This is a genomic window from Novipirellula caenicola, from assembly GCF_039545035.1.
In the GTDB taxonomy this organism is placed as follows: Bacteria; Planctomycetota; Planctomycetia; order Pirellulales; family Pirellulaceae; genus Novipirellula; species Novipirellula caenicola.
The window spans coordinates 1-12,875 of the sequence record NZ_BAABRO010000020.1; the positions used below are offsets into that span (position 1 = coordinate 1).

9 protein-coding genes are annotated in these 12,875 nt (G+C 55.2%); 2 read left to right on the forward strand and 7 right to left on the reverse strand.

All coding sequences use genetic code 11. The features are described from left to right. The first annotated feature begins 39 nt into the window (after positions 1–39). Positions 40–1,002, forward strand: coding sequence for an ISL3 family transposase (locus ABEA92_RS26220; protein ID WP_345687894.1), 963 nt, complete (start codon positions 40–42; stop codon positions 1,000–1,002). A gap of 150 nt (positions 1,003–1,152) precedes the next feature. Here the strand turns inward: ABEA92_RS26220 and ABEA92_RS26225 are convergent, their stop codons facing one another. The 6 genes from ABEA92_RS26225 to ABEA92_RS26250 all read right to left on the reverse strand — a co-directional run bounded on the left by ABEA92_RS26225 (position 1,153) and on the right by ABEA92_RS26250 (position 8,857). Beyond that, positions 1,153–2,355, reverse strand: a complete 1,203-nt coding sequence (locus ABEA92_RS26225; protein ID WP_425572508.1) for a transposase — start codon at positions 2,353–2,355, stop codon at positions 1,153–1,155. A 331-nt stretch (positions 2,356–2,686) separates the two neighbouring features. After that, positions 2,687–3,940 carry an MFS transporter gene (locus ABEA92_RS26230; protein WP_345687896.1) on the reverse strand — a complete coding sequence of 418 codons (1,254 nt, stop codon included), beginning with the start codon at positions 3,938–3,940 and terminating at the stop codon, positions 2,687–2,689. A gap of 27 nt (positions 3,941–3,967) precedes the next feature. After that, entirely contained in the window at positions 3,968–4,648 is a 681-nt protein-coding gene (gene cysC, locus ABEA92_RS26235) for an adenylyl-sulfate kinase (RefSeq protein ID WP_345687898.1), read from the reverse strand. 68 nt (positions 4,649–4,716) lie between these two features. After that, complete coding sequence (locus ABEA92_RS26240) at positions 4,717–5,502, reverse strand: enoyl-CoA hydratase/isomerase family protein (RefSeq protein WP_345687900.1); 786 nt, start codon at positions 5,500–5,502, stop codon at positions 4,717–4,719. Positions 5,503–5,758: 256 nt separating this feature from the next. Continuing rightward, positions 5,759–7,849 (reverse strand): hypothetical protein, encoded by a 2,091-nt coding sequence (locus tag ABEA92_RS26245; RefSeq protein WP_345687902.1) that lies wholly within the window; start codon positions 7,847–7,849, stop codon positions 5,759–5,761. Positions 7,850–8,707: 858 nt separating this feature from the next. Beyond that, positions 8,708–8,857 carry a hypothetical protein gene (locus ABEA92_RS26250; protein ID WP_345687904.1) on the reverse strand — a complete coding sequence of 50 codons (150 nt, stop codon included), beginning with the start codon at positions 8,855–8,857 and terminating at the stop codon, positions 8,708–8,710. Between the two features lie 1,153 nt (positions 8,858–10,010). Here ABEA92_RS26250 and ABEA92_RS26255 point away from each other — a divergent pair. Then, a complete protein-coding gene (locus ABEA92_RS26255; RefSeq protein ID WP_425572502.1) occupies positions 10,011–11,834 on the forward strand; it encodes a hybrid sensor histidine kinase/response regulator in 1,824 nt (607 codons plus the stop codon). 12 nt (positions 11,835–11,846) lie between these two features. Here ABEA92_RS26255 and ABEA92_RS26260 read toward each other — a convergent pair whose 3' ends face one another. Then, on the reverse strand, positions 11,847–12,854 hold the full coding sequence (locus ABEA92_RS26260; RefSeq protein WP_345687906.1) for an alpha/beta hydrolase family protein: 1,008 nt from the start codon (positions 12,852–12,854) through the stop codon (positions 11,847–11,849). Positions 12,855–12,875: the final 21 nt, after the last annotated feature.

Below are 12,875 nucleotides of genomic sequence, written 5' to 3' on the forward strand. Positions count from 1 at the left end.
AGTTCCCATTGATCGTCGGTTAAGCAATGCCGCCCCACCATGATTACCTCCTCCCTTTCGTTCGAACTAACTTACCTCTCATTCGTACGAAATAACGGGCAACATGGTTTTCAGACAGAGCCTAGTAGCGTTTTGGCGGCGACCAAGTTACTGAAGATCTCCTGGAACACCGCTCACGAGATCATGCAGCGAGGGGTCGAGCGAGGGCTACAGCGTCGTGATACCGACCCGATTGAAACCATCGGCATTGATGAAAAGAGTTTTGGCAAAGGTCAGGACTACGTGTCGCTGATGGTGGACCTGGAAGGATCGCGGGTGCTGGAAGTCGTCAAAGACCGCAGTGAGGAATCTTGCGACAAACTCTTTGATAGTCTCACCGATGAGCAAAAATCGGGTATCCGGGCAGTCGCGGTGGACTTCTGGCAAGCCTTTCGAAACAGCATTGTCAAACAAGTTCCCAAAGCGAAAATCGTTCACGACCATTTTCACATTAGCCAGTACCTCGTCGAAGCGGTCGACCTGGTTCGACGTCGAGAGAACAAACTCCTTCGACGCGAAGGCATTAACGCGCTAACGGGGACGCGTCAGTTTTGGCTCTTCAACGAGGAGAGTCTTGATGATGCCAAGCAAAAGCAAATGGAGGACATTCGCCGAGTAGCGATCAAGACGGCACGCGCGTGGGGAATCAAAGAGATGTTTCGTGACTTCTGGACTTACCGAAGCGCCGCTTGGGCGGAGAAGTTTTTTGATCGTTGGTATGCATGGGCGATTCGCAGCAAGCTTGATCCGATCAAGAAGGTGGCGAGGATGCTCAAGAAACACCTCGCTGGTTTGCTGGCCTACTTCGAGTACTCCATTACGAACGCCAAAAGTGAAGCTTTCAACGGTCGGGTGCAGGCGATCAAGTCGGCAGCCCGCGGCTTCCGCAACTTTGAGAACTACCGTATCCGGATCCTGTTCTATTGTGGAAAGCTACAGCTGGAACCAGATGTGAGCCACTAAAATCGACGAAGAGCCCCCTCCGGGAGGGTCGGCTGCGATAGCGGCCGGGGAGGGTGGTGAAACCATGCTTGCACGATCCACTTCTAACACTCCGAGCCCCACCCAGAGCCGGCTACCGCCGACTCTGACCTCCCCAAAGGGCATTGGTGTCTACACATCGATTATCTCTGATAGAGCGGCGTTTTCCATGTCTTTCATCTCCTCAAGTGAAAGTTCGGTCGCCATCAAGTAGTCCAGCATATTCAAGTGGACATAATACCCGGCCAGTAAAGCTGGGCCGGTGAACTCCACGCCGCGTTTCATCCGGCGTCCACTTAATCGGATCAGATGTCGACGAAATTTAATCGCCGCTTCGCTCTCGCTGGCCTCCAACTGTTTCACTAGCACACACGCCATTGCGGCCAGAAGCAGACGCTTTGCGATCGCCAAACCCGTTTCCTGCTGCCAATATTCCAACTCCAATCCGTGACTCTTGAGCAGTTTAAAAAAACTCTCGATGCGCCAGCGGAAGTAGTACCATTTGCCTACTTCGGACGCATCAGCTTCATCACCAGGGACGTTCGTCAGTAGGGTCCACTGGGCGACGATCCAGCCATCGTCATCGACCAGTCGCACAAACACGGCACGAAGCTCGATTGGTTTGCCGGCGATCGACTTTTTCTCACCGTCGATGACGGCACTGTGGGGGCGATAAAGGGTCACGGTTCGCTCGCCCACTTGTCGCTGGACCTTCTTCCCCTCGTGAAGAGCCTTGCCCGCATCGACGTACTGAAACGTTTGATCGAGTTCCTCATCAAGTTCACTCAGCAGCACCGAGCGACCTTCGCACCGTACCCGACGATCATCACAGCGGACCAAGAACAAGTGGCCCAGGCTGTGCCAGCGTCGTCGCCGTCCCAGTGAGTCCGCTTCGCGATCGATTACATGAACAGGAGTTCGTAGCAGATCCCAGCCGTTGGAAGCCTCGGCCATTGTCGTCTCAAGCTGGTCGAGATGGTGCCCCTCCCACAGCGGAGGTTCCTTTGCGGTGCTGTGCAGAGCCTCGCTCGTCTTGAGGTGGATCTGCATGGGAGCCAGCGTGATTCCGGAGTCTGCCTCGACCAACAGGGCCGTCGTCAAGTCGTAGCCGATGTCCGTCTTGTGGGTGAGCTGAAGCAAGTCGCTCTTGCGATTGGCGTGGCTCTTGTAGTCCAGCTTGCACCAATCATGGGCGACCAAAACAAATTTGCTTTGGCTGTTCCGGCAGCCATCTCGACCAAGCTTCCTGAGGGGCTCCATAAGTTTCTCAAGCGAAACCCGATCATTCTTCAGGAAACGCCACAGGTTCTGACTGGCCGAAGTCGTTTTATCGATGTCCACCGGGCAGTGTGGCCCGGGGTTGGACCTTGTGGCAGCCTTCATATGCGACTTAACCTGTTTGCGATACTGTGTTTGCAGGCGTTTTTCCAACGCAATTTGAATCCCATCCAGCAATCAATATCAAATCGATCAATTTGTGTAGACACCAATGCCCAAAGGGGAGGTGAATCTAAACTCACCCTCCCTCCGGGAGGGTCGGCCGCGATAGCGGCCGGGGAGGGTGGTGAAACCATGCGTGCACCGTCCACTTCTAACACTTCGAGCCCCACCCAGAGCCGGCTACCGCCGACTCTGACCTCCCCACAGGGGAGGTAAAATCTTGTGCTCACGCTGGCTGCTTCTTAACCGGAACCAACAGAACAATCGCAGCGGCTGAAATCGCGCAGAGAACCAGGATCGCCACGGGGTACCCCAGACGAACTTGCAGACTGCCTAGCAGCGAGGTGGACCAGGCCTCGCAAGCGTTGGTGGCCGCCATAAATGCGGTGAACTGAGTGGCAGCCAACTTTGGCGATGTCAAATTCATCAACCAGTGATAAAGGGCCACCGTCAGCCAACCGATCGTGAAGGCCACTGCCGTTAATAGCACTAGAATGTGCAGCCCTCCTTGCCCTTCTAACCACCGATCCACTACCGCCAACGAGACGATTGCGATCAGGTTGACAATCAAGGCGGCCGCGACAAATCGCGTCCCTTGGAAGCGTCTTGAGATGCGTCCGGCAAACAGAGAACCGACGATCATCGCGGCAATCATCGTCGTCGCCGTGAACTGGCCAACCTCGAACTCGCTGTAGCCATGATCGATCAACAACGGGCCCAGCACCGCTTCGAGTGATTTGAATGCGGCAGGGGCAATCAGCGCGAACAAAAACGCTCGTCTCATCTCACGCGTACGAATCGCGGCAAATAGTTCGCTTCCCAGTAACCGCAGTCGCATGAAAAATGCAGACCGACTGGCCCGATCCGCTTTCACGGCGCGTGCCGCGGCAATGTCCATGGACTTCTCCTTTGATTTCGTCAACGCGAGCGCCGAAACCATGATCAAAGCGATCAAGACGGCAACGACTCCGGCGAAACCGACGTATCGCTCCAAGATTAACGATCCACCTCCCATCGCCGCTCGCCCCACCATGACGCCGCACTGCATCCATCCGTTCAGCGAACCTCGCTCGATGGGCTGCGATTCACTGACACACAACGCGTCGATCGAAATATCCTGCGTCGCGGCGGCAAAAGCGTGGAACAACAAACACGCAGCAACCAACGAAAACTGCATGCGAACATCCAGCCACAGCAACGGGAGCAGCGCAATCGCCATCACCGATTGGCTGGCGAGAATCCAGTGGCGGAATCCCCATCTCGGGCCACGCAGCAGGTCAACCAGCGGCGCCCACAAGAATTTCAGCGTCCACGGCATGATCAACAACGCCATCAGCCATGTGATCTGATCGACTGGTATCTCCATCGCTCGCCAGCGAGTGGGTAATCCTAGCCAGATGAAACCAATCGGAGCTCCTTCGCTCAGATAGAGCAGTCCAAACAGGACTTTACGGCGTGACGGTGTGGCAAGGAGATCCATGCGGTCGATTGTAACCGCTGCTTCGCTTTAGCGATCAGACGAACCGACGATCCCACGCCGAGTCAATTCCGCCAGCACCTCGGCAGCCTGCTCGCTTGGCGTCGCCTCGGCGTGGCCGGCGAGATGAATCTCGGGCTGCTCGGGCGCTTCGTAAGGGTCGCTGATCCCGGTAAAGTTTTTGATCTCGCCGGCTCGTGCCTTTTTGTACAACCCTTTGGGATCGCGAGCCTCACAAATCTCTAGCGGAGTGTCGACAAACACTTCGAGGAAATCGCCCGCCGATCCGCTGGCCTCGACGATCTTTCGCACTCGATCACGATCTCGGCGGTAGGGACTGACAAACGCGGTCAACGTGATCAATCCTGCGGACGCCATCAGCGCGGCGACCGAGCCAATCCGGCGAATGTTTTCTTCGCGGTCGATGGCCCCAAACCCAAGCCCAAAGCGGCTGGCAAATTCTTCACCATGCTCGTCTCGCAAACCATCCGGAGGCGCACACAATCCGTGGCGAATGTTGTCTCCATCAAGCAAGATGGTGGCCCGCCCGAGCTGGTTCAGCTGACGCTCGAGCTCGTTGGCGACGGTACTCTTGCCGCACCCGCTCAATCCAGTGAACCAGACAACCACGCCGCGTTGGCCAAGATTCGCTTCGCGTGCGGCGCGATCGACGGTTTGTTCGTGCCATACAATGTCAGAGGGATTTGTCATCGGTTGCTAATTGCTTTCGTTTCGTATCGTGTTTCTGGTCAATCGGGGTACTGTAAATCGAGCGAGACCTATCGCCACTCGGGCGATCGCTTCTCTAGAAAAGCGGCGACGCCCTCTTTGGCGGAGTCCGTCGAACAGGCGGCGGCACTGTAGGCCGTGCCTGTGGCAATCTGGCTGAGCAGCAGTTCACCGACGCACTCGTTTAGCAATCGCTTGGTCGCCTGCACGGCTTCACGAGGCGCTTCAGCGCACGCCGACGCCAATTCGGACGCGGCCACCCAAATCTGGGCCGAGGGGACTGGCTTGGGGCACATCCCCAATCGATAAGCCTCGTCGGCGTCAATCACTTGGCCGGCAAGCAACATCCTAGCAGCCGTCGCGGCGCCAAAGCGAAACGAGATCAAAGCCCCTGTCGCACCGCTCACCAGCCCTCGACGGGTCGCTTGGGCACTGAGCGAACCACGCTCGGAGAGCACCAGCAGGTCGGCGGCCAGTGCGATGCCGAGCCCCGCCCCAATCGCGGCCCCATCGACCGCGGCGATCACCGGCTTGGGAAACCGCAGGATTTGCTCGAGTAGCTCCGCATAACGCTGCCACAACTTGAACAATTCCCCCTGGGATTCATCGACCGCCATCGCCGAGATCGCGCTGAGGACACTCAAGTCGATCCCGCTGCTGAAGTGCTCGCCACCACCGGTGAGAATCACGGCACGCACTCGTTTTTCTTGATGAAGGTCAGAAAACGCAGTCCGCAAATCTTCAATCAGCGTCGGGCTCAGCGTGTTGTGCCGCGAAGGGTGATCCATCAGGATCGTAGCGACGGCGTCATGAATCTTGATGTCGACATGTTGCATTGATTCGCTCTCGAAGGGGTGAAGAGCCATCAGGAAAAAAACGAAAGACGAGGCTCTCATTATCATCGCTGAACCGACCGTCGCGTGCTACCCGCGACAAACCCAGAGGCTGCAGCAGATCGAATCGAACCGTTTTGATCGAAAGACCGAGCGAAAACGCAACGAAAAAACCCCGAAGAACTAGGTTCTCCGGGGCTCCTTCTGCTCTCACGTCTTACGACGCTAGAGGGTATTGTTAAGCAACTGGATCGATTGCTTAGTTACCACAGTTGACGCATCCAGCGCCGGTTGCCATTGGTGCTGGCGATGCGACAGGACCTTCGCTGTAAACGGCTGGCGATGAACTGCCACCGCAGTCGACGCAACCAGCTCCGGTCGAGTAACCGGCTCCAGCTCCATATCCAGCGCCGTTACCGCCACCGTAAACAGGAACTTGGATCGTGGTCGGAACTTGACGGCAAACGCGAACTTGAACTTCACGCATCGATTGCACAGGAACGCACACGGTGTAGGTTTCTGGCACTTCTTCCTGAACGGTGTCGTAAACGGTGACGTTGTACGAACGCGTGCGGGTTTCAGGAACGTTGACGGTGTAGTTAACTTCGCGAGTACGCTCTTGGGTTTCCAAGCGGGTACGGTTGACCGTTCGCGTACGGGTCTCGGTGGTCATGGTCGTCTGAGGCACGGTACGAGTACGTGTTTCCAGACGAGTCTTGGTCACAGGCACCATGCGGGTGCGAGTTTCCGTCTTCATGCGAGTCACAGGAACGCTGCGAGTGCGAGTCTCGGTGCGGTAGGTCGTCACGTTGTACTCACGAGTACGTTCTTCTTGACGGCACTTTTGCACGGTCACCATACGAGTACGTTGCTCGTTGACCATTTCCGTGTAAGGAACTTGGCGGGTACGAGTTTCCATACGAGTACGAGTCACAGGAACTTCGCGAGTGCGAGTTTCTTGACGGCACTTAGTGACTTGGATCGAACGAGTGCGTTGCTCGGTCGTGTACTTGGTCACGTTGACCATGCGAGTGCGGGTTTCAGGACGCATACGAGTCACAGGCACCATGCGAGTTTTGGTTTCGCAAGTGTAGCTGGTCGTCGTGTAGGTGTAAGGAACCTGGGTCGTTTGACGCTTGTAAGTCGTGTAAGGCACTTGCGTGGTGACAAGGTTAGGAACGTAAACACGACGATAAGCGATCTGAGGACCGCAAGCTGCACCGGCCGAAACGCCGCCACCACAACCGTCGTCGCAACCGCTGCCGCAGGTTGAGACAGGCTCACAGCAACAGCATGAACCACAACCGTGAAGGCCGTGACGATGACCGCCCAACAGACCGCCACCGATGATTCCGCCACGGCGTGAATGTCCGCCACCGACTTCAACCGCTTGGCATTGGTAACTGCCCATGTCGCGGGTAACGGTTCGCATCGAGGTCACTGGTACACAAGTGCTAACGGTTCGGTAAGCAGTGTGCGTTTGTTGAACAGGAACGCGAACTTGATAGGTCTGAGCGACTTCTTCGGTGTAAGGAACGTTAACCGTATAAGTTTGCTCGACCTGTTCTGTGTGAGGAACCGAAACCGTGTAAGGTTGTTCGATCGTCTCAGTGTAAGGAACATTTACCGTGTAGGTCTGGGTGACCGTTTCGGTGTAAGGAACACATACTTGGTAGGACACTTCACGTGTCTTCTGTACTGGAACGCATACCGTGTAAGCTTGTTCAACTTGCTCGGTGTAAGGAACGTTAACCATGTACGTTTGAGTTTTGGTTTCAGTTACAGGAACGGAAACATTATAAGTCTGCTCAACGTTCTCGGTGTAAGGAACGTTAACCGTGTAGGTCTGTTCTACTTCTTCGGTATAAGGAACCGATACTTGGTAGCTTTGTTCGACCTGGGTCGTGACAGGCACCTGGACGGTGTATGGCACTTCTTCGGTGTAAGGCACACAAACTTGGACGTTGTACTTTTCCGTACGAGTCTGAGTTTGTGGCACCATTACGGTGTACTCTTGTTGCTTCGTTTCAACGCGTGCAACTTGACGAGTAACCGTTCGCATCCGTGTCTGCGTTTGACGCTGGTACGTCGTCGTTGGGACCATGCGTGTTTCGGTCACGTACTGCGAACGCATGACGGTTTGCGTTTGATACGAAACGGCTGGGCCGCACGCATCGGCACCACCAGCGTAAACGGCGCCCGAGCCGCTACCCATGGCGACACCGCCACCAGAAACACATCCGGCACCGCTCTCGCAGCCACCGCACGAACCACATCCTGCTTGGACATTCACTGCGAACACCAACGTCGCAATCAGTCCAAATACATACTTGAGCATTTGAGCTTTCATCTTGGGGAACCCTCCAAATACGTCTCACAGCCTGTGAGGCAACAGAAGAAAAACGAGGAGCTTTAACGGCTGCGTAAAGTGGGCGAACCTATCGCCCTGAGACGTTGAATTTAAACTGTGCAACCACACTGTCAACGATTACTTATTGAATAAAGGTCCCGAATCGTTAAATAGTATACTTGCATACAAATATTGACATCAAATTGGAGTCACTATCCCGCACACATTGTCGTCTAAGCGAGCAATACAGTATGTGAGTTGGTGACTGTAAATCTGATGTTAATGAAATGTATAAGTGCGGTTTAGAGTTAAATTTCTGGGGCTATGAAACGCGCTCGTCGAAGAAGGGAACCTAAGTGTAAATCGGATCGGTGCAAAACCGACCAAGATGCTTGATTACCTACCAAGTTTAAATCGGTCAAAACCGATCGCAATTCTTTCCTGCAAAAAACTTTTAAAAATCTCGCAATCGTGCGGTGCAGCGGTGCGTTTTACGCGTCATGGAGACGCGGTCGATGAGCCGAATCGAGCGAGTCGCCACTAGACAACCATACTCGCGCGGCATACGCCACGCATCATTTTCGGATTCGACCAAACGGTGTTCTCGATTGAAGGCCGGGGACCTCGACGCATGGGATTGTCCTGCCATCACACACACGCAAACAACTCAGTGCACCTGTATTTTTTGATAACACGATTGAGGCGCCGTTCTCTCGATTCACTTGATTGCATCCAATCGGACACCTGTTCATGTAGGACTTTCGCAACCGGCAATCCGGCGACTACTGGATCGTCGATCCTCGTGACCGGTCGCCGTCCTCTTCTGCCATTGCCAACGCCCCCATCGCAATCGATCCGTTAACACGACCTGTCGACTCGCCCCTCTCGTTCCTCGTTGACTTCGCTTTCGTTGAAATTTGGTAGCGGCACACTGAGCAGTACCAAGGCTTCGATTCGGTCACTGAAAATACCGCGGGGCAGCTGTCGCGGGGCGGCATTCGTCGGCATGACGATTGACTCGCTCGCAATCCAATCACCAGCGGCAGGGTCGCTGTGATCTGCTCGGGTCGTGCTAACGCGGCGAGCGGCTTAGTGGATTGAAAAACGCAGTGCTGAGTCGTGCCCCCTCGGGCACCGGGCAATCCAGCTGGCCCCACGCTGCTCCGCTACCAAAACGCCTCGCTTGGTGCCAACGTCGATGGCGTGGGTCTAGCGTCCCAGTCGTTGAGGGGCTGACGCCCAATGCCATCTACTTTGAGTAGCGGTGCGGCGCGGAGCCCGGCCGGCTAGGCACTGCCTGAGAACGCATCAGAGCCGGAAACTTGGTAGCGGAATTCGTGAAGAATGTCGATTTCCCAATGGGTTAGGGCATGCTGCCAAAGGGTATGCCATGCTGCCGAAAGTCTTGACGACTTCCGCTACGGGTTTTAGGCAGAGCCTAGTGGCATAGTCGATGGCGTTGGGCTGACGGCGGCGGCCCGTTGACTCCGCTCGATGGCCCGTTGACTCCGCTGGAAAGCGGCGGGTGGAACCGGAAAACAGCCGTCGATCAGCGGGGGATGACCGATCACAGCGTCATTTGCAAGAAGCGTGGCAGAACGCGAGAAATTCACGGCCCGATTGCTGCCCCCCACTTCACAATGAAGCGATTTAACATCTTGTTCGGACGCGGACGGCGAAAAGTGTGCCGTAATGCCCACCAAGGGATATATCTCTATGACAAACCAACATCGATTCTTTATGATGCAATCCTGATAGTGAACGGCAGGGCAAAGTAATACGCGATGAATTGCCAAAACGGGCATCATCGTGGCGAGGTTCTGGCAGCGTCGACTGCGACGCATGGGGGGCAATTCGAACGATTGCAAGACAAGAGTGATCAGCCAGCTGAAAATGACTTTCAGTTGACAAGATAGCAGCGTAGCGGCTTTCCACACGAGGTGATTTCGCGGATCATACGATTCGACGGGTTGCCCCTTTGTGAACAGCGGGTCGCCGGATCGACGAACAACCACGTTGCCAATCGGAGCTTGCTTCCGAAGGGCAATCGCGAGACGTGGCATATTGTTCGCGAATCGATTCGGAGACGAAACGCATGCGGTGCATGTTGACCAACATATAATACAGTGCACGTTCATCTGAGTGGGTGAGGGAAAGATCGATGAATCGATCGACACAAACAACGCAGAATCCAACCATGCCTCGCAAACTGATTTGTATTGGCGACCCGAGCACGCTTCCGGCGGACATCCCCGAGGGAGAAGTGGTGGTGGTCGACACCTCGGTGGCGGTGGTGGATCAGTTGGACGACCCCTCGATCGAAGGAGTCTGGATCGCCCGTGACCAGCTGCCCAAGATTAGCGAGCTGAGAGGGATTTCGCAGAGTGGCATCATGCTGCGGGATATGCCCGAAGGCGTGGCGTTGTTGGATTCCGATTTGCGAGTGCTATGGGCCAATCGTCGGCTGGTCGAGTGGTCAGGCCGCGAGGAGCCGTCGGTCGGGATGAACTTTTACGAGATGCTGTCCAACCCCGAGATCATGGGCCCCGATTTCTGCCCGTTTCACACCGCACTTGCGACGGGGGACGAGAGCAACAGCACGCTGCACACCGAAGACAGCCGCTATTTTCAAGTCCACGCGGCGCCGATGGTGCACCCGGTCCATAGCCGCCAATTGGTGGTCACGGTCAGCGACATCACCGAAGAAATACTGCAACAAAACAAGCTAGCTGCGATCCACCAAGCCGGACGTGAACTGGCCGATCTTCGCCCGACTGAAATCTTTATGATGGAAGTCGACGAGCGAATTGATCTACTAAAGGAAAACATTCGCCACTATCTCAGCAACCTGCTGAACTTCAACATCATCGAGATCCGCTTGCTCGAACAAGCGACCGGAAACTTGATGCCGTTGTTGAGCGTCGGGATCGACCAAGACGCTGCGGATCGGCAATTGATCGCACATCCTCAGGGCAACGGGATCACCGGATACGTCGCGGCCAGCGGCATCAGTTACATTTGTCACGATGTCGTCAATGACCCTCTGTTTATCCCCGGCGTAGCGGATTCACGCAGTTCGTTGACCGTTCCGCTGATGCTGCATGACCAAGTGCTCGGGACGATCAATATCGAAAGCCCCGAAATCAATGCATTTGGCGATAGCGACCTGCAGTTCCTCGAGATTTTTGCACGCGACATCGCGTTCGCGCTAAATACGCTGGAACTATTGGTCGCTCAAAAGGCGAATACGGCTCAGCAGAGCTGTGATGCGATTCACGGCGCGGTCGCGCTTCCGGTGGACGAAATCCTGAACGATGCCGTCAATGTGATGGAACAATACATCGGACACAGCTCGGAAGTCGTTGATCGATTGAAGCGTATCTTGCGGAATGCTCGCGATATCAAGCAAACGATTCAACAGATCGGCCAGCGGATGACGCCGCTCGAAGCGATTCCGGTCGGTGGCGAGTCGGCTCACCACGTGTCGCTACGCGGCAAACGAATTTTGGTGGTGGATGCCGACGAACAAGTTCGTGAAGACGCGCATCAACTGCTCGAACGCTATGGATGCATCGTCGAAACCGCGCATAAAGGCGACGAAGCGGTATTGATGGTGCGCGGCAGCGACGATTCGACGATTTACGATGTGATTATCAGCGACATCAAGCTTCCCGATTACAGCGGCTATCAATTGATGCTGCGATTGGGCAAGATCATGGACTATGTGCCCATGGTTTTGATGACGGGATTTGGCTACGACCCAGGACACTCGATTGTCAAGGCACGCCAAAACGGGCTTCATGCCAAAGGAGTCCTGTTCAAACCGTTCCGTTTGGACCAATTGATTGACGTTGTCAAAACCATCCTTGATTTCAACGAAGAAGTCAAAGCCAGCGGGGTTGTGCCTCCGAAACCAGTGGACAGCGAAGAGCCAGCGGAGTCAAAACCATCCACCGACGGCAATCCGCCGGCGAACCACAGCTAGACTCACCGCGTCTCATTTCCATTGCCACTTGTCACTTGGCTTTAAAAGGCCTTCGGATTTTGGCCTTTCTGATTTCAGCCACTTCTTGGCCTCGATGTCGTCGAGCAAATAGGCATTCCAAAACGCGAGACTGATTTTCTGAATCGCGGGATGATGGCTCGCATCGCGTTTGCGAGTACGAAAGCCGGCACTATCGCTGAACGTGAAGTGATAGCCTCCGTCGAAAACCAGTTGGTATTTGTCACCATCAGGTAGAGCCTCATAGACCTGTTGCCGTGATTCGGGCGTCGTTTGCGGATCAATCGGGCTGTCGTCGTTGGTACCCGTCATGCACAACACCGGTTGCTCGATATCGCCGAATGCGTTCGCTGGCGAAATCATTTTTGCCAACGAAGGGCTCATCGCAAAGAACGCATCAATCCGCGGATCATGATAGTTTTGGCGTGTAAGGAATTTGCGTCCTGCCACTCCCATCGTCGTGACAGCGCCAAAACTATGTCCGCTCATCCCGATCCGGTCGAGGTCCAATTTGCCAAATAGCGGGTGTCCGGTTTGCTGGTTCCACTGCTGCAGTTGATCAATCACAAACGAGACATCGGCGAAGCGATCACTCGCATTCTTGGCACTCGCGGCACTTTTTAGTTTGCTTAGCCGCTGCACGACCGAGCCGGACGCGATCACGTCGCGGTCGCTGCCGGGGTGCTGCATGAAAACACCGATGAACCCGTTCTTGGCCCAATGCTCGCCGAGATAACGATTGTTCTCTCGCGAACCACCCAGCCCGTGTGAAAAAAGGACAATGGGTTGGGGAGCCTCCTGTTGGACAAGGTAGATCCGCAACGGGACGCTGCGGTCTCGCGACGCGTCGACCGGCTCGTCATCGATTTGTTTCACGGTAACAACGTCCTCGGCGACATGGTCCTTGGTAACAACGTCCTCGGCTTCAACATTCATCCCCTGGCCGCCGATGATCATCCATCCAACCAACAAACCGCGGCAACATTGCAATTGAAAACTCATCACGAAAACCTCCCATGGATA

Coding starts and splice junctions, on each gene's coding strand:
- ABEA92_RS26220 (WP_345687894.1), top strand. CDS start 40: ATGATTACCTCCTCCCTTTCGTTCGAACTAACTTACCTCTCATTCGTA.
- ABEA92_RS26230 (WP_345687896.1), bottom strand. CDS start 3,940: ATGGATCTCCTTGCCACACCGTCACGCCGTAAAGTCCTGTTTGGACTG.
- cysC (WP_345687898.1), bottom strand. CDS start 4,648: ATGACAAATCCCTCTGACATTGTATGGCACGAACAAACCGTCGATCGC.
- ABEA92_RS26240 (WP_345687900.1), bottom strand. CDS start 5,502: ATGCAACATGTCGACATCAAGATTCATGACGCCGTCGCTACGATCCTG.
- ABEA92_RS26245 (WP_345687902.1), bottom strand. CDS start 7,849: ATGAAAGCTCAAATGCTCAAGTATGTATTTGGACTGATTGCGACGTTG.
- ABEA92_RS26250 (WP_345687904.1), bottom strand. CDS start 8,857: ATGCCGACGAATGCCGCCCCGCGACAGCTGCCCCGCGGTATTTTCAGT.
- ABEA92_RS26255 (WP_425572502.1), top strand. CDS start 10,011: ATGAATCGATCGACACAAACAACGCAGAATCCAACCATGCCTCGCAAA.
- ABEA92_RS26260 (WP_345687906.1), bottom strand. CDS start 12,854: ATGAGTTTTCAATTGCAATGTTGCCGCGGTTTGTTGGTTGGATGGATG.